Here is a 16627-nt window from a genome sequence, read left to right as displayed (position 1 = left end):
CCGGGCGAAAGTAGCAGCTGGAGCGGCGCGTGACCCGCCTCCGTTGCGGGTATGCCGCCGAACCGCTGAAGCCGTGAGGGGAAGGCACCGCCATGCTCAGCAAAGAGGATCAGCGCAGGTTCGAGCAGATCACCCGCCAGCTGCGGGAGAGCGATCCGCAGTTCTTCGCCCGGCTCGATCACCGGGCGCGCGCCCGCCGGGGCCGGTACCTCATGCTGTTGACGATCGTGCTGTGGGCCTCACTGCCGGCGATGACCGTGCTGGCCGGGCGGCTGGCCGGCGCGATCTGCGCCGTGGTGCTGCTGGCCAACGCCGGCCTCATGTGGCGGTTCCGACGACGCTGGCTGTGACCGTGCCGGCCCCGACCGGTCCGTCGACTCGGCCGGGCCGGTGCCGGTAGGCCGGTCCGACCTGGCCCGGCCGAGGTCCCGGTAGGCGCGGCGCAGCCGTTCCACCAGCCCCGGGCCGCCGATGGCCGACCCGGGCGGGCCGAGCTGGCGCAGCAGCAGGTCGGGGGTGGTCGACAGGGTCGGTGGCCGGTCCGGCACCGGCACCGGCGCCGTCCAGAACCGGTCGAGCGCGTCGGCCGCCGACGCCGCAGGCAGGGCGCCGAGCACCCGGGCCGCCCCGGCTGCCGTCGACGACGGGGGCGGCGCGACTCCCGCTGCCCGGGCGGGCGGCCGGCTCGTCGCCGGCGCCGCGCCGGGTGCGTGCGCCCCACCGGTCACCGGTTCCGGGGTACCGGTTCCGGCGGCGGCGCGCAGCGTACGGAGCCGGTCGAGCAGTTCGGCCCGGCTACGACCCCGCCAGTGCAGCAGCTGGAACGGGTCGGCGTCGAACGCCTCGGCGAGCAGGTAGAAGGTGGCCGCGAGGTGCTTGCACGGCACCGCGAAGTCGGGGCAGCCGCAGCGCTGGGTCAGTTCCTCCACGGTGGACGGGAAGAGCGGCGCGCCCGCCCCGGCGAACAACTCCTCGAGCTCGGCCGGGAGGTCGCCGGCGAGCAGCCGGGCACTGAAGAACGCCTGCCCGGCGAGTTCCGCCTCGATCCGGTCCCACACCTCGGCTGGGAAGGCCGGCAGCTCGATCCGGACCGGGTACGGGTCGGGCCGGGAACCCTGCACGGCGGCGGTGACCAGCCCGGGCGCGATGTCCAGCCGGAGCACCTGGCCACGGCGCGCGTACGCCCGACCCCGGGTGAGCCGGGTGCCGAGGGCGAAGGACTCCAGCACCTCCAGGAACCGCCGGGACCACCAGGACTGTCCGATCGCGCCCCGGGTGCTGCGCGCCCGCAGCCCGCCCTCCACCCGGCGCGGCGGCCCGAACTCGGCGAACCGCCCCGTCGTGTTCCCCTCCGGCGTGGTCACTCGACCACCGCCCCGGACTCCAGGGCGAACAGCTCGCGCAGCGCGCCGGTGGAGAGTTCGGTGACCCACTGCTCGCCGCTACCCACCACTCGTCCCGCCAGGCTCCGCTTGTCGGCGATCATGGCGGCCACCTTCTCCTCCACGGTGCCGGCGGAGACGAACTTGCGGACCTGGACGCGGCGACGCTGGCCGATCCGGAACGCGCGGTCGGTGGCCTGGTCCTCGACGGCCGGGTTCCACCACCGGTCGACGTGCACCACGTGGTTCGCCGCGGTGAGGGTGAGCCCGGTGCCGCCGGCCTTGAGCGAGAGGACGAAGAGCGGCGGTCCGTCCGGGGACTGGAACCGGGTGACCATGGTGTCCCGGTCGGCCTTGCCGACGCCGCCGTGCAGGAAGAGCACCTCCCGGCCGACCCGGGCCGACAGGTGCCCGCGCAGCATCCCGCCGAACTCGGCGTACTGGGTGAAGAGCAGGGCCTTCTCCCCCGCGGCGAGGACCTCGTCGACGATCTCCTCCAGCCGCTCCAGCTTGCCGGAGCGGCCGGGCAGCGGCGAGCCGTCCCGCAGCAACTGCGCCGGATGGTTGCAGACCTGCTTGAGCCGGGTCATGGTGGCCAGCACCAGCCCTCGGCGCTCCATCCCGTCGCTGGACTCGATCTTCGCCAGCATGTCGTCGACCACCGCCCGGTAGAGCGCGGCCTGCTCGGCGGTGAGGTTGCAGAGCACCTCCATCTCCAGTTTCTCCGGCAGGTCGGAGATGATCGACGAGTCGGTCTTGAGTCGGCGCAGCACGAACGGTCCGGTGATCCGGCGCAGCCGGCCGGCCACCTCGTCGTCGCCGTGCCGCTCGATCGGCTCGGCGAAGGTCTTCTTGAACGTGGCGGCCGGGCCGAGCAGGCCGGGATTCGCGAACTGCATGATCGACCAGAGGTCGGCCAGCCGGTTCTCCACCGGCGTACCGGTGACCGCGACCCGGTGCCGCGCGGGCAGCGATCGGACGGCCTCGGCCTGCCGGGTCGAGGCGTTCTTGATCGCCTGCGCCTCGTCGACCACGACCCGGTGCCAGTCGATGCCGGCGAACGCGAACGCATCCCGCGCGGCCACCGAGTAGGTGGTCAGGACCAGGTCCGCGCCGTGCACGGCCGCCCGGAACTCCGCCCCCCGCGCCCGCTCGGCCCCGTGATGCACGTGTACGCGCAGTCCCGGCGTGAACCGGGCCGCCTCCCGCTGCCAGTTGCCGACCAGCGACATCGGACAGACCAACAGGGTCGGTCCGGCCTCCGGCGGGTCCCCGGCCAGCAGGGCGAGCAGCTGCACGGTCTTGCCCAGCCCCATGTCGTCGGCGAGGATCCCGCCCAGCCCGAGCGACTGGAGGAAGGCCAGCCAGGCCAGCCCTCGCCGCTGGTACGGCCGCAGCGTGCCGTGGAAGCCGGGCGGCGGGTCGGCCGGGGTGAGCCGCCGCTCCGCGGCCCCGGCGAGCAGCTCGCCAAGCGCGCCGTCGGCGGTGACCTCCAGCACCGGCAGCTCGTCCGGCCGGTCGCTCTCGGCGAGGCCCAGCCGGAGCAGGTCGGCGACGGTCAGCTCGCCGGCCGAGCGGAGCAGCCGGAGACCGGCGGCGAGCCGCTTCGGGTCCAGTTCGACCCATTGCCCGCGCAGCCGGACCAGCGGGGACTTCAGCTCGGCCAGGGCGGCCAGCTCCTCGGCGGTCAGCGGCTGGTCGCCGAGGGCGACCTCCCAGCGGTAGTCGACCAGCGCGTCCAGCCCCAGCCCGCCGGAGGCGGCGGCGACGGTCCCCGGGGCGGTCCGGCTGCGCGCCCGCAGCCGGGCGCCGAGCCGCGTCGACGGCCGCCGCCACCAGGACGGCAGCAGCACCCCGAAGCCGGCCGCGTGCAGCACCGGGGCGCCCTCCCGCAGGAAACGGTGCGCCCCCTCCGGGTCCAGCTCCATCCCCTCCGGCGTGGCGGTACGCAGCGCGCCCTCCAGCTGGGGCCAGAGCCGGATGGCCCGGCCCAGCTCGGCGAGCAGGGTCTCCTGCGGATCGTCCACGGCGAGGGCGGGCAGGTCACCCGGTGCCCGCCACACCTGGCCCGCCTCGACCAGCAGCCCCGGCTCGTCGGCCGGCTGCAGGCCGAACTCGACCCGCCACCGGCCACCCTGCGCCACCACGGTGTCGGGGTCGGTCGGCACCACCAGCAGCGGTTCGGCGATCTCGTCGGGATCCGGCTCGACCAGGCGGAAGCTGGCCCGTACCGGGCCACCGGCGGCGTCGCGCTGCCAGGCGTCCAGCTCGGCTCGGAGGGTGTCCAGCCCGGCCGGGTCGGCGGTGAACTCCCGGCGGTCACCGGTGAGCGCCGCCAGCCAGGCCGGCACCGCCCCGACCGGCCGCAGGCCCCGGCCCAGCACGGTCCCCGCGAGAGCGGCCCGGGCCGCGGCGTCGGTCAACGCGTCCAGCGCGTCGGCGACCAGAGCGCCGGCCTCCGCCAGCCCACCCGGCCCGACCGGCGGACCTGCCTCGGCCGATGCCTGGGGCTCGGCCGCCGGACCTGCCTCGACCGGCGGACCCGGCTCGACCCGGGCGGGTGGAGCGGCGGCGGCGCGGGCGGCCGGCGGCAGCGCGAGGGCCAGGGATCGGGCCCAGCCGGCGTCCGTGCCGGTCAGCAGTGGCAGCCAGCCGGCCCGGGCGGTCACCACGGCGGCGTCGTCCGCCGGACCGGACCGGGCCGGCCGGTCCGGGCCGGCGGTCGGCGCGGCACCCGGCGCGGAGGCGGCCGGCGCGGTGCCGGCGGCGGAGACGACGCCGGGCAGGACCCGGCCGCGGGTGACCAGGTCGGCGGCGAAGTCGGCCAGCTCGGCCAGGTGGCGCAGGTCCGCCCCGGGCACGGCCGCGCCCAGGTCGAGCTCCCGCAGCAGGGCGAACGCGGCGCCCGGGGCGTACGTCAGGGTGGGAACCCGCCAGCCGGCGAGGGTGACCGGGCCGCGGACCGGTTCCGCGATGGCGGTCCGGACCAGCTCCGGCGAGTCGAGCGGCGAGCCGGCCCGGGTGGGGAGGGTGAGCAGGACGGACGTGGCCCGCGTCGGATGGTCGCCGAGCGCCCCGGCCAGCGTGGCGTGGCCGGCGGCGAACGGGTGCGGCCGCTCGCGCGGGGCCCGGCCGGGCCGACGCGGCGCCCGCGCCGGCAGCGTGGTGTCCTCGGCCCAGACGGCGAGCCCGACGCCGCACCGCCACACCCCGTGGATGACCAGCACGCACTCCCCCTCGTCGACGCCCGGGGCAAGGATAGGGGGACCCGGCCGGCTACTGTCGGCGCCATGTTCGATCTGCTCGTGATCGGCGGCCTGGGGGTCGATGTGCGGACCTGGGTCCCCGAGCTCCCGCTGCCGGCCGCCGACTCGCTGACCGTGCCCCCCATCGACCTGAGGATCGGCAACACCGGCGCCGGTGTGGCGCTCGCCGCGCACGCGCTCGGGCTGCGGGTGGCCCTGGTGGACGTGCTGGGCGCCGACCCGGCCGGGGACGTGGTCCGGGCGGCGCTGGCCCGCACCTCGGTGCACGCCGTGCTCGCCGACGCCCCGGCCGGGACCCGCCGCTCGGTCAACCTGGTCGACCCCGGCGGCCGGCGGATGTCCCTCTACGATCCGCGGCCCTGGCAGGGGCCGTCGCCGTTCCCGCCGGACGCGCTCACCGCGCTGGTCCGGGAGGCGGCCCACGTGCACGTGTCGATCATGGACTGGGCCCGCGACGTGCTGCCGGTCCTGCGCGCCGGGCTCGCCGAGGGCGCGCGACTCTCCACCGACCTGCACGACTGGGACGGGGACAACCCGTACCACCGGCCCTTCGCCGACGCGGCAGACCTGGTCTTCGTCAGCGGCGTCCGGCTCGGCGAGCGGGCCGGGAAGCTCGCGGCGGAGTTGGCGCCCCGGACGGTGCTGGTGACCGGCGGGGAGGCGGGTGCGACCCTGCACGCGCCGGGCGAGCTGCCGGTGCCGGTGCCCGCGACCACCCCGCCGGGCCGGGTGGTCGACAGCAACGGCGCGGGCGACGCCTTCGCCGCGGGCCTGATCGCCGCCCGGCTGCGCGGTGCCGCCCTGCCCGACGCGGCCGGGTACGCCGCCCGGGTCGCCGCCGCCGCCTGCACCCACGACGGGATGGAGTATCCGCCGAGCCTGCTGCCGCGCGAGTGAGCCGGCGGCCGGTCAGAGCGTGCCGGTCTCACCGTCGGTCAACTCGCGGAGGATGTCGGCGTGCCCGGCGTGCCGGGCCGTCTCCTCGATCAGGTGGACCATGATCCAGCGCAGCGACACCTCGCCGAGCTGCGGGTGCGGCACCACGTGGTCCAGGTCGAAGCGGGCGGCCACCTCGCGGGACCGGGCGCAGGCCCGCTCGTACGCCGCGGCCAGTTCCTCGACGGTGTCCGTCTCCTCGAGGGTGAAGCTCGCCAGCGCCTCCTCCTCGGTGGTCAGGTAGACGTCACCCGGTTCGGGCGCGAGGAGGCAGGGGAACCAGTTGCGTTCCACCAGGGCCAGGTGCTTGAGCAGGCCGGCGAGGGTGGTCAGGGAGGGCACCAGGCGCCGGCTCGCCTCGGCGTGGGAGAGGCCGCGCGCCTTGCGCAGCACCATGGCCCGGTGGAAGTCGAGGAACGATTCGAGGACCGCCCGTTCGTCACCCGTGCGGGCGAGGACCGGACCGAGCGTGGGGTCGATCGTGGTGTCCGCCATCCCCGGACGGTAGTCCCGGCGAGGGCCGGCCCGCTGCCCTGCCATCCGCTGCGGGCAGGGCGGCGTCCGGGGCAGGATGGGCGCATGGCATCCACGGTGCAGATCCCCCTGGTGGGCGGCACGGCCGACGGCGAGACCGTCACCGTCGAACTGGACGGCAACGGCCGTCCGCCGCTGACCCACCACCATCTCGGCCCGGAGGGGCTGGCCGAGGCGCAGATCTACGAGCTGGAGTCGGACGAACGGGCGGGCCGGCCGTGGATCTACACCTGGCGTGGGCCGGCGGTCTGACCGGCTGTCGGTGGGCGCCGGGCCGACTCAGGCCGCGTGGACCCCCGTCAGCCGCCGGGAGCGGATGCTCTCCAGCACGCCACGGGTCACCTGGGAGGTGCCCCGGGCCTGCTCGCACACCTCGGCCACCCGCCGGGCGGTCTCCTCCGCCCGCGCCTCCCGCTCGTCCCAGAGCCGATCCACCTCGGCCAGCAGCGGGCCTTCCACCTCCCGTTCCACGCCGCGCAGTGCCGGCACTCCGAGCCGCTGGGCCAGGTCGAAGACCTTCCCGGCGTACGGCAGCGGCAGGAACGGCGTGCCCACCATGGCCGCGAAGATCAGGAAGTGCAGCCGCATGCCGACCGCCAGGTCGAAGTGCCTCATCAGCCCGAGGACCTGGCGGGGCGAGTAGTCGCCGTGCAGGACCCGGCCCCGCTCGGCGGCGACCATGTGCGACATCACGCCGTGGGAGTGCCGGATGTCGTCGCGTTCCATCGGCACGAACAGCACGTACGCGTCGATCCGGTGCACCAGGAAGTCGCTGATCTGGGCGAGCAGCCGGTGGTAGCCGTCCACGTCGAGGCGTTCCGCCGCCCGACCCGGCTCGCGGACGCTGAGCCCGACGAGCCTCGTGCCGGCCGGGACCCCCTCCTCGCGCAGCCAGCTCGCCGGGAACTCCTCCGGTTCGAGCAGGAACGCCGGGTCGGCGGTGACGGTGATCGGGTTCACCAGGCCGGCCTCCTCCAGGACCATCCGGGACTCCTGGTCCCGCACGGTGACCTCGGTCGCCCCGGCCAGGGTCTCCCGGACCATCCCGGTGTCCACCCCGTCGCTGAGCGGCCCGACCCCCACCGCGTACGTCAGCAGGGGCAGGCCGCGTTCCTGGGCGACCCGGACCACCCGCAGGTAACGCCGTGCTTCCCGGTCGTAGAGGATGCCGCCGCCGCCGAGGATGAGCAGGTCCAGCTCGGACAGGGTCACCGACGAGTCGGCCCGGCTGACGCCCTCCCAGGGCACCGCCTCGACGTCCGGGTGGGCCAGGGCGGTGTGCGCCGGGTTGCGGGAGAAGACGATGATCCGGGCGTTCGGCTCCTGGTGCCGCAGGTCGTCCAGGAGTCCGCTGAGGATCGCCTCGTCACCGAGGTTGCGGCCTCCGTACGAACCGAGCACACCGATGGTCAGTCCGGCGCCATCCGTCATCCGTCGCTCCTCCCCAGGTGCGTCCGCGCCGGTTTCCCGCTGCGCCGGTGGACATACCTGGGCCTGTCGTCACCTCGCCGCTGTGGCGACCAGGCGGGACACCAGGGCGGAAACCACCTGGTCGGTGTCGAAGCCGGCGTCGACCGAGGTGGTGAGCAGGTCCAGCAGCAGCCCGTCGACGGCGTAGTGGAGCAGGGCGACCTCGAAGGCGCCGCCGGGCAGTCCCGCCGCGACGTGGAACGCGACGTCGTCGGCGTACCCCCGGCGGAGCACGTCGGAGAGAGCGCGGCGCAGCTCGGGCCGGCGGGATGCCTCCAGCCGCAGCTCGAACAGCGCGCGGGTGAGCTCGGGCTCCCGGGTGGCCCGCTCCACGATGTGGCGGAGGTAGTCGGTGACCAGTTCCAGGGACGGCTCGCGGGCGCCCAGCCGGGCCAGGACCGCCGGTTCGGGGGCCATCCGGTCGAAGATCCGCTCGCCGAGGGCGCCGAGCAGCGCGGCCCGGGACGGGAAGTAGTTGGAGGCGGTGCCGGTCGGCACGCCGGCCTCGGCGTCCACCGCGCGGTGGGTCAGCCCGCGCGCGCCGGACGCGGCGAGCACCCGCAGCCCCGCGTCGGCTAGCAGGGCGCGTCGTTCCGGATTCCTGGCCACGGGATCACCCTAGCGAAGACCACGACAGATGTTGTAGTTTACGAACCACGACATCCGTAGTGATTGAGGAGTACGTTTGCCCAAGCTCGTGTACTACGTCGCCAGCACCCTCGACGGGTTCATCGCCGCCCCCGACGGGTCCTACGACTTCTTCCCGCTGGAGCCCGACGTGGCCGCCCACCTGGCCGCCGAGTGGCCCCAGACCTTCCCCACCGCCGCCCACTCGCACTTCGGCATCGACGCCCCGCGGGGCCGCTTCGACACCCTGGTGATGGGCCGCGGCACCTACGACCCGGCCCTGAAGATCGGCGTCACCAGCCCGTACGCCCACCTGAAGCAGTACGTCTTCTCCCGCTCCCTGCCCCCGTCGGACGACCCGCAGGTGGAGATCGTCGTCGGCGACCCGGTCGCCTTCGTCCGCGAGCTGAAGCGGCGACCGGGCGGGGACATCTGGCTCTGCGGCGGCGGTCAGCTCGCCGGCCAGCTCCTGCCGGAGGTCGACGAGCTGGTGGTCAAGCTGCACCCGATCGTGGCCGGCAAGGGAATCCCGCTCGCCGATCGCGGATTCGCGCCGCACCGATTCGCCCTGGTCGACACACGCCCCTTCGACAGTGGACTGGTGATCCTCCGCTACGCCGCCACGCCCCGGTAATCGGCTTGCCCGGCGGCCCGGTCGGGCCCACGGTGGGGGGATGCGGAGCGCGGCGAAGACCCGGATCGGCTGGGCCGACCTGCCGGCCGACGTCCGGGCCACGGTCGAACAGATCCTCGGCGACCGGGTCGTCGACGCGGTGTCCCAGCCGGGCGGCTACTCCCCCGGCACCGCCGACCGGGTCCGCACCGCCGGCGGCCGGCGGGCCTTCGTCAAGGCGGTCAGCCCGGCGCAGAACGACCGCAGCCCGCACCTGCACCGCGCGGAGGCGCGGATCGCGGCCGCGCTGCCGTCGTACGCGCCGGCACCCCGGCTGCTGGGCAGCCACGACGACGGCGAGTGGGTGGCCCTGGTACTCACCGACGTCGACGGCCGGCACCCGGCCACGCCCTGGCTCGCCACCGAGCTGACGGCCGTGCTCGCCGCCCTGGCGGCCATGGCCGCCGCGCTGACCCCGACTCCGGTCGCGGCGGCGCCCACCGCCGCCGAGCAGCTCGGGTACGACTTCGCCGGCTGGCGGCGGATCGCGGCGGACCCGCCGGCCGACCTGGCGCCGTGGGCCCGCGCGCACCTGCCCGAGCTGTGCGCCGCGGCGGACCGGGGACTCACCGCCCTGACCGGCGACACGCTGTGCCACCTGGACGTCCGCGCCGACAACCTGCTGGTCGGCGCGGACGGCACGGTCAGCGTGGTGGACTGGCCGTGGGCCTGCCGGGGGCCGTCCTGGTTGGACACCCTGCTCCTGCTGGTCAACGTCCGGCTGCACGGCGGCCACGACACCGAGGCGCTGCTGCGCGACCTGCCACTGACCGCCGCGGTGGAGCCGGCCGCGCTGACCGGGGTGCTGGCCGGTCTCGCCGGGTTCTTCCTCGACGCCGCCCGGCAGCCACCCCCGCCCGGCATCCCGACGGTTCGGGCGTTCCAGCGGGCGCAGGGCGACGCGCTGCTGCCGTGGCTCGCCGAGCGCCTGGGCTGAGAGCCGGCGGGGCCGCGCCGAGGAGGTCCCTGCCGAACGAGACGTCCGATCTCCGCCGGACCGACGCCGCCGCAGCGGCGATGCTCATCTCATGACGATCACACTGGACGGAAAAGTCGCACTTGTCACCGGGGGTGGCCGGGGCATCGGGGCCGGGATCGCCCTGCGCCTGGCCACCGAGGGCGCCGACGTGGTGCTGACCTACCAGCGGGACGCCGATCGGGCCGGGTCGGTGGTGAAGGAGATCGAGGCGCTGGGCCGGCGAGGGCTGGCGGTGCGGGCCGACAGCGCGGACCCGGACGCGGTACGGGCGGCCGTGGACCGGACGGTCGAGGAACTGGGACGGCTCGACATCCTGGTCAACAACGCCGCCGTGTTCCTGGTCGGCCCGGTCGAGGAACTCGGCCCCGACGAGCTGGACCGGACGCTGGCGGTCAACGTCCGGGCGCCGTACGTGGCCGCCCGGGCGGCCGCCCGGCACATGACCGACGGCGGCCGGATCATCAACATCGGCAGCAACGTCGCCCGCCGGGCCCCGTTCCCCGGCCTCGCCCTCTACTCGATGAGCAAGACGGCGCTGGTCGGCCTCACCAAGGGGCTCGGCCGGGAGCTGGGTCCGCGTGGGATCACCGTCAACCTGGTGAACCCGGGTCCGACCGACACCGACGCCAACCCGGCGGACGGGCCGAACGCCGCGGCGATCAGCGGCCTCACCGCCCTCGGCCGGTACGCCGCACCGGCGGAGATCGCCGCCATGGTCGCCCACCTCGCCGGCGTCGGCGGCGGCTACGTCACCGGCGCGAGCATCGACGTCGACGGCGGCTTCGCCATCTGAGCCGTGGACCGCGGCGGCGGGGGTGCGGGGCCGATCGCCCCCACCCCCGCCGTCCGAGGGCGGGAGCGGGCGGGCGGTCAGGCCGTGGGACGGACCTCGTGGGTGAGGAAGGGCAGGACGGCGGCGGGCAGCGCCGTCGAGGTGATGATGTCGTAGTGGGTCAGGCCGGGCAGCACGGCCAGCCGCGCGGACGGCCGGTCCGAGCCGTCCCAGCCGGCGTCCCGGTGCCCGCCGCCGAGCAGGCCGAAGAACTCCGCCATGTGGGTGACCGGGATCGAGTCGGCGTCGGCGAAGACCAGCATCGTCGGCACGGTGAGCGCGGCCACCTCCGCTGACCAGTCGTACTCGCGGCGGAGCAGGTCGCCGGTCTTCGCCCAGAGCCGCGGCCAGTCCTCGGGGCGCGGCGCGACGGCCGCGTAGAGCTCGTGCGGCGGGGTGCCCCGCATCTGCTCGGCGAACCGCTCGTCCTGCATCGCCATGGCCGCCAGCACCTCGGGATACCAGCCGCGGCGCGCGCAGGGCGTGGAGACCAGCACCAGCCGGCGGGCCAGCCCGGGATGCTGGATCGCGGTACGCAGCGCCACCCCGCCGCCCAGCGAGTAGCCGAGCACGTCCGCCTCGGGCAGGTCGAGGTGCCGGAGCAGCTCGGCGATGTCGTCGGCCATCGACTCGAAGCGCAGCGGCCGGTCGACGTCCGCGGTGCGCCCGTGACCCTGCAGGTCGACCGCGACGACCCGCCGCCGGGCGGCGAGCGCGGGCAGGATTGGGGCGAACATCTCCACCGCGCCGTAGCCACCGTGCAACAGCACCAGCGGCCGGCCGGACCCGCTGATCTCGTACCAGAGCCGCACCCCGTTGACGTCCGCGTAGCTCACCCTCGGTTCCTCCGTCACTCGTGTCCGGGTCGCGCGACCGCCGCCCGTTTGCGGGGCGCATCCGATGAAACGCCGGCGACGGCGGAAAGTCATCGGCGCCCACCCCTTAGCGGGAAGGGACGCCGGTGGTGTGCCAGAGTGCAACGTGGCCATCCTCTCCGATTACCAGCTCCGCGACGAGATCCTTCGCCGGGAACCGGTCGACGGCATCCGGATCGTCGGCGTGGACGGGCCGAGCGGCGGCGGCAAGAGCACGCTGGCCCGGCGGCTGGCGGACCTGACCTCCGCGCCGATGGTCGAGGTCGACGACTTCCTCTCCTGGGACGACTTCGCCGGCTGGTGGCCCCGCTTCGACGCGCAGGTCCTCACCCCGCTACTCGCCGGCCGGGACGCCCACTACCAGGTACGCGACTGGGCCGGCGACTGGCGGGGCGGTTCGTTGGCCGGCTGGAAGGCCGTCCCCTGGCCTCCGCTGGTGATCGTCGAGGGGGTGACCTGCACCCGCCGGGACACGGTCGGCCGGCTCGCGTACGCGATCTGGGTGGAGGCCGATCCGGCCGTACGCCTGGCGCGCGGCCTGGCCCGCGACGGCGATGAGCACCGCGACCTGTGGCAGCGGTGGATGGGCGAGGAGGCGGCGTTCTTTGCCGCCGACGGCACCCGGGATCGGGCCGACCTGCGGTTGGACACCTCGGACCGCTGACCGGCCCGGCGGTGGGTGACCCTCCGCCGGGCCGGACCAGTACTACCCGGCGACGTACCGGTGCAGCGTCCCCTCGTCGGAGGCGACGACGCCGTCCCGGCGCAGGCCGGCCTTCTCCAGCACCCGAACGGACGGCACGTTGGCCGGGTCCACGGTGGCGAAGACCTCCGCCACCCCGGGCACGGTGCGGGAGAAGGCGACGAGGGCGCGGACGGCCTCGGTGGTGTAGCCCTGGCAGCGCCGGGATGGGACGACGCCGTAGCCGAACTCGACCGACCCGTCGGTGGGCGGCCACTTCAGCCCGATGGCGCCGATGGTCAGGCCGGTCTCCCGTTCGATCATCAGGTAGTGCCCGTGCGGCCGCTCCGGCTCGCGGGTGAGCAAGCCGGCGATCATGCGGTCGGCCTCGCCGGGGAAGCCCGACGCCCAGTGCGGGCGGCGCTCACCGGCGACGGCGGCGGCGGCCTCCTCGGCGGGCCACGGGCGCAGCACGAGACGGTCGGTGGTCAGGTCGGGAAAGGACAACGCGATTCTCCAAGGTCGTGGAGTGACCCGGGTCGCGGTCGGTCAGTCAGCGTGCGCGACCCGGAAAAAGGCATGGCAGGGGAAGCTCATGGCGGTCCATGGCCTCATCTCCCCTGCGCCCACGACGGTCGCGTGTCCGCGCGACGGCACTCTAACCCATGATCCGGCTACGCCGCACCCCCGCTGCCGTCGGGCCGGAGGCAGCGGGGGCGCGTCGAGGATCGGTCAGCTGACGCCGGTGACGGCCTTGACCAGGTTGATGCCGAAGTAGAACACGAACGCGACCGCGACCGCCCACATCAGCGGGTGGATCTGCCGGGCCTTGCCCTGCGCCACCCGGATCGCCACCCAGCTGACGAAGCCGGCGCCGATGCCGTTGGTGATCGAGTACGTGAACGGCATCAGCGTCATGGTGAGGAACGCCGGGACCGCGACACCGACGTCGGTGAAGTCGATGTCCTTGACCTGACGGATCATCAGCGCGCCGACGACGACCAGTGCCGGACCGGCGGCCTCGCTGGGGACCAGCGACACCAGCGGGGTGAGCAGCAGCGCGCCGAGGAAGAGCGCACCGGTGACCACGCTGGTCAGGCCGGTACGGCCGCCGTCCGCGATGCCCGAGGACGACTCCACGTACGTGGTGGCCGAGGAGGCGCTGCCCGCGCCACCGGCGACCGCGGCGACGCCGTCGACGAAGAGCACCTTGCCCAACCGGGGCATGTCGCTGCCGTCGGCGGTGGCCAGGCCGGCCTGCTTGGCCAGGCCGACGGTCGTGCCCATCACGTCGAAGAAGTCGGCGAGGACGAGGGTGAAGACCAGCAGCACGGCGGTCATCACGCCGACGTGCGCGAACGCCGTGAACGACACGTTGCCGAGCAGGTGCAGGTCGGGCGCCTTGACCAGCGGGTCCGGCAGGGTCGGCACGTTGAGCTGCCAGCCGGTCGGGTTGGGCTTGCCGTTCACGAACGCCGGACCCGGCTTGGCCAGCGCGTTGACGATCACGGCGACGACCGTGGTGGCCACGATGCCGATCAGGATGCCGGCCTTCACCTTGCGGGCGACCAGGATGCCGGTGACCAGCAGGCCGACCAGGAAGACGACGGTCGTCCAGCCGCGCAGCGTGCCATCGCCGCCGAGCTGCACCGGCACCGTCGTGCCGGCGGCGTCCGGCATCCGGCGGACGAGACCGCCGTCGACGAAGCCGATCAGCGCGATGAACAGGCCGATGCCGGCGGCGATGGCCGCCTTCAGCTCGCCGGGAATGGCCCGGAACACGGCCTTGCGGAACCCGGTCAGCACCAGCACGGTGATGATCAGACCCTCGATGACGACCAGGCCCATCGCCTCGGCCCAGGTCATCTGGGAGGCCACGGCGTACGCGACGAAGGCGTTCAGGCCCAGGCCGGTCGCGACCGCGAACGGCACCCGACCGACGACACCCATCAGGATGGTCATCACCGCGGCGACGAGGGCGGTGACCCCGGCGACCGGCGCGATGCCGAGCAGCTTGCCGTCGGCGTCCGGCGCGGTGCCGATGATCAGCGGGTTGAGCACGACGATGTAGGCCATCGTCGCGAAGGTGGTGAGCCCGGCCAGCACCTCACGCTTGACGGTCGAACCCCGCCGGGTGATCTCGAAGAAGCGGTCGAGACGGCCGCGCTCAGCGGGTTCCATCGGCTCGACCGGGACAGCAGAATCCTGCGTAGTCACGCTCATGGCGTGGCTTACTCCGTTCCGGGTTGGCCCGCCGGACGCGCCGGTGGGCGAGGGGGTGCAGCCGCCCCGGAGCGGTTGGCCCGGAGAACGTCGGAACGGCTGGGCTCCACGGATCCCGTGAAGCACTACGAAGCCGCACCCCGCCGGGGAGCGACTTCGCCCCACCACCTTAACTGCCGGGTAACGTCGGATGACCTGCCCCTACGCCTGCTCCCGTGTGGGGGTGGGCAACGTCACCGTCGGCCGCGGCGGCGGGCCGTGGGCCCGCCCGGCCGAGGCGGCCGGCCGCGACACGCGTCGAGACCCACGTGCGGGGCACCGGCTTGACACCGCGGCGTGCGAACCCACCGGGCCCTGACCCGCCGGACGCTCGGGACGGGTCATGATCCGACGGGGACGACGCTGCGTAGGCTGTCCGGCGTGATCAGGTTGGAACGGCTGCGGGCCGACCACGCGCCGGCTCTGCTGGCCTTCGAGCGGGAGAACCGGGAGTGGTTCGCCCGGTCCGTGCCGGACCGCGGGGACGCCTACTTCGCCGACTTCGCCGCCCGGCACCGCGCCCTGCTGGCCGAGCAGGACGCCGGTTCGATCCAATTCCACGTCGTCCTGGACGACCGCGGAGCCCTGATCGGCCGGGTCAACCTCGTCGACGTCGAGGACGGCACGGCCGAGCTGGGCTACCGGATCGGCGAGCGCGCCACCGGTCGCGGCGTGGCAACGGCGGCGGTCGAGCAGGTGTGCCGGCTGGCCGCCACGGCGTACGCGCTCTCCGCGCTCACCGCGGTCACCACCCGGGACAACCCGGCGTCCATGGCCGTGCTCGCACGCAGCGGGTTCGTCTCGGTCGCGGACATCGTCCTCGACGGTCGCCCCGGGGTGCGGTACCACCGCCGACTCGTGGGGTGAGCGCGGACGGCTGGTGATGGTGGGCGCGGCAGGTTTCGAACCTGCGACCCCCCGCTTGTAAGGCGGGTGCTCTCCCACTGAGCTACGCGCCCGGAACGCCCGTACGGCGGGCCGGTGGCTGGCAAGCTTACCTGCCGGTCACCGGCCCGGTCGAACGGTATGCCCGGTTCTGGGATCAGGCGGCGACGGCCTCGGCGAGGGCCTTGCGCCAGCCCTCCTGGTCCCGCGCCTCGCCCGGCATGTTCATCTCGGCGAACCGGACCACGCCGGCCTTGTCGATCACGAAGGTGCCCCGGTTGGCGATGCCCGCGACGTCGTTGAAGACGCCATACGCCTGGGCCACCGCGCCGTGCGGCCAGAAGTCGGCCAGCAGCGGGAACTGGTAGCCCTCCCGGTCGGCCCAGATCTTGTGGGCGTAGACGGAGTCGACGCTGACGGTCAGCACCTGGACGTCGTCGTTGACATACTCGTTGAGGTTGTCCCGCACCTCGCACAGCTCGCCCTGGCAGATGCCGGTGAAGGCGAGCGGGTAGAAGACCAGCAGCACGGTGCGCCTGCCACGGAAGTCGGCGAGCCGGACCTCCTGGTTGTTCTGGTCCTTCAGCACGAAGTCCGGCGCCTCGGCGCCAACCTCGATGGTCATGCGAGCTCCTCGGGGTCGAGTCTGGAGAAGATCAGCCTGCCACACCCGGCGACGCGGGCCGCCGGGGCGTGGACGCGTCCGCTACTTCTTCGCCTTGGACCCGCGCCGAAGTACCAGGCGGGCGCCGCTCCAGTCCCGGCCCGCGTTGACGGTGGAGGTCTGCTGGAGGCCGGCGGTCTGCGCGCTCTCCGCGACCTCGCTCGGCTCGACGTGCCCGTCCCGCCCGGCCTTGGGCGTCAGGAGCCACACCACCCCGTTGTCGGCCAGCGGCCCGAGGGCGTCGACGAGGATCTCGAAGAGGTCCCCATCGCCGTCGCGGTACCAGACGAGCACCGAGTCGACCACCTCGTCGGTGTCCTCGTCGACCAGCTCTCCACAGCGGTCGGTCAGGGCGTCCCGGAGATCCTGGTCGACGTCGTCGTCGTACCCCATCTCCATGACGACCATCCCCGGCTCGATCCCGAACCGGTCCGCCAGGCTGCGTACCCCGTCGGCGGCCTGACCAGCGGTCGCGCTCACTGTCGCGTGCCTCCTCATCTCATCCCTGCTCGCGACGTCGTCCGACGTCGTCGCGCCCAGTCCACACAGTTGTGGCTCCC

General features: G+C 74.3%; 18 protein-coding genes and 1 tRNA gene. 8 read left to right on the top strand and 11 right to left on the bottom strand.

The window, feature by feature from the left end:
- Window positions 1-92 precede the first annotated feature (92 nt).
- Entirely contained in the window at window positions 93-350 is a 258-nt protein-coding gene (locus OG799_RS01365) for a DUF3040 domain-containing protein (protein ID WP_089013185.1), read from the top strand.
- Here OG799_RS01365 and OG799_RS01360 read toward each other — a convergent pair.
- Entirely contained in the window at window positions 240-1364 is a 1125-nt protein-coding gene (locus OG799_RS01360; RefSeq protein ID WP_406042250.1) for an SWIM zinc finger family protein, read from the bottom strand. The genes OG799_RS01365 and OG799_RS01360 overlap by 111 nt on opposite strands.
- On the bottom strand, window positions 1361-4609 hold the full coding sequence (locus OG799_RS01355) for an SNF2-related protein (RefSeq protein WP_406042248.1): 3249 nt from the start codon (window positions 4607-4609) through the stop codon (window positions 1361-1363). The genes OG799_RS01360 and OG799_RS01355 overlap by 4 nt, the downstream gene beginning before the upstream one ends.
- Window positions 4610-4672: 63 nt before the next feature.
- Between OG799_RS01355 and OG799_RS01350 the strand changes: the two genes are divergently transcribed.
- Window positions 4673-5545, top strand: coding sequence for a carbohydrate kinase family protein (locus OG799_RS01350; RefSeq protein ID WP_406042246.1), 873 nt, complete (start codon window positions 4673-4675; stop codon window positions 5543-5545).
- Between the two features lie 12 nt (window positions 5546-5557).
- Here the strand turns inward: OG799_RS01350 and OG799_RS01345 are convergent, their stop codons facing one another.
- Complete coding sequence (locus OG799_RS01345) at window positions 5558-6079, bottom strand: DinB family protein (RefSeq protein WP_406042244.1); 522 nt, start codon at window positions 6077-6079, stop codon at window positions 5558-5560.
- An 84-nt stretch (window positions 6080-6163) separates the two neighbouring features.
- On the opposite strand from OG799_RS01345, the gene OG799_RS01340 reads away from it, so the two are divergent.
- Window positions 6164-6370, top strand: a complete 207-nt coding sequence (locus tag OG799_RS01340) for a hypothetical protein (RefSeq protein WP_406042242.1) — start codon at window positions 6164-6166, stop codon at window positions 6368-6370.
- Between the two features lie 27 nt (window positions 6371-6397).
- On the opposite strand, the gene OG799_RS01335 is transcribed toward OG799_RS01340, so the two are convergent.
- Both OG799_RS01335 and OG799_RS01330 read right to left on the bottom strand, forming a co-directional pair.
- Window positions 6398-7549, bottom strand: coding sequence for a polysaccharide pyruvyl transferase family protein (locus OG799_RS01335; RefSeq protein ID WP_406042240.1), 1152 nt, complete (start codon window positions 7547-7549; stop codon window positions 6398-6400).
- 69 nt (window positions 7550-7618) lie between these two features.
- Complete coding sequence (locus tag OG799_RS01330) at window positions 7619-8197, bottom strand: TetR/AcrR family transcriptional regulator (RefSeq protein ID WP_406042238.1); 579 nt, start codon at window positions 8195-8197, stop codon at window positions 7619-7621.
- Between the two features lie 76 nt (window positions 8198-8273).
- Here OG799_RS01330 and OG799_RS01325 point away from each other — a divergent pair, with 76 nt between their 5' ends.
- From OG799_RS01325 to OG799_RS01315, 3 genes are all read left to right on the top strand, one after another.
- Window positions 8274-8849: a dihydrofolate reductase family protein gene (locus OG799_RS01325; RefSeq protein WP_406042236.1), complete on the top strand. Its 576-nt coding sequence runs from the start codon at window positions 8274-8276 to the stop codon at window positions 8847-8849.
- Window positions 8850-8889: 40 nt separating this feature from the next.
- Entirely contained in the window at window positions 8890-9825 is a 936-nt protein-coding gene (locus tag OG799_RS01320) for a phosphotransferase (protein ID WP_406042234.1), read from the top strand.
- 91 nt (window positions 9826-9916) lie between these two features.
- On the top strand, window positions 9917-10660 hold the full coding sequence (locus OG799_RS01315) for an SDR family oxidoreductase (RefSeq protein ID WP_406042232.1): 744 nt from the start codon (window positions 9917-9919) through the stop codon (window positions 10658-10660).
- A gap of 77 nt (window positions 10661-10737) precedes the next feature.
- Here OG799_RS01315 and OG799_RS01310 read toward each other — a convergent pair whose 3' ends face one another.
- On the bottom strand, window positions 10738-11535 hold the full coding sequence (locus OG799_RS01310) for an alpha/beta fold hydrolase (protein ID WP_406042230.1): 798 nt from the start codon (window positions 11533-11535) through the stop codon (window positions 10738-10740).
- Window positions 11536-11665: 130 nt separating this feature from the next.
- Here OG799_RS01310 and OG799_RS01305 point away from each other — a divergent pair, with 130 nt between their 5' ends.
- Window positions 11666-12238, top strand: coding sequence for a uridine kinase (locus OG799_RS01305; protein ID WP_406042228.1), 573 nt, complete (start codon window positions 11666-11668; stop codon window positions 12236-12238).
- A 42-nt stretch (window positions 12239-12280) separates the two neighbouring features.
- Here the strand turns inward: OG799_RS01305 and OG799_RS01300 are convergent, their stop codons facing one another.
- Window positions 12281-12763, bottom strand: coding sequence for a GNAT family N-acetyltransferase (locus tag OG799_RS01300; RefSeq protein ID WP_406042226.1), 483 nt, complete (start codon window positions 12761-12763; stop codon window positions 12281-12283).
- A gap of 225 nt (window positions 12764-12988) precedes the next feature.
- Window positions 12989-14479 carry an NCS2 family permease gene (locus OG799_RS01295; RefSeq protein WP_406042224.1) on the bottom strand — a complete coding sequence of 497 codons (1491 nt, stop codon included), beginning with the start codon at window positions 14477-14479 and terminating at the stop codon, window positions 12989-12991.
- Between the two features lie 420 nt (window positions 14480-14899).
- On the opposite strand from OG799_RS01295, the gene OG799_RS01290 reads away from it, so the two are divergent.
- A complete protein-coding gene (locus OG799_RS01290) occupies window positions 14900-15385 on the top strand; it encodes a GNAT family N-acetyltransferase (RefSeq protein ID WP_406042222.1) in 486 nt (161 codons plus the stop codon).
- A gap of 17 nt (window positions 15386-15402) precedes the next feature.
- On the opposite strand, the gene OG799_RS01285 is transcribed toward OG799_RS01290, so the two are convergent.
- The 3 genes from OG799_RS01285 to OG799_RS01275 all read right to left on the bottom strand — a co-directional run bounded on the left by OG799_RS01285 (window position 15403) and on the right by OG799_RS01275 (window position 16547).
- Window positions 15403-15477, bottom strand: a tRNA-Val gene (locus tag OG799_RS01285).
- Window positions 15478-15560: 83 nt separating this feature from the next.
- The gene (locus OG799_RS01280) at window positions 15561-16028 is read right to left on the bottom strand and encodes a peroxiredoxin (protein WP_406042220.1); all 468 of its coding nucleotides are present in this window, start codon (window positions 16026-16028) and stop codon (window positions 15561-15563) included.
- Window positions 16029-16109: 81 nt separating this feature from the next.
- Complete coding sequence (locus OG799_RS01275) at window positions 16110-16547, bottom strand: DUF3052 domain-containing protein (RefSeq protein ID WP_406042218.1); 438 nt, start codon at window positions 16545-16547, stop codon at window positions 16110-16112.
- Window positions 16548-16627 lie beyond the last annotated feature (80 nt).

Origin of the sequence: Micromonospora sp. NBC_00898 (assembly GCF_045207895.1) — a bacterium.
Lineage (GTDB): Bacteria > Actinomycetota > Actinomycetes > Mycobacteriales > Micromonosporaceae > Micromonospora.
The sequence above is the reverse complement of the archived record's forward strand: the minus strand, read 5'-3'. Positions and strand labels throughout refer to the sequence as shown.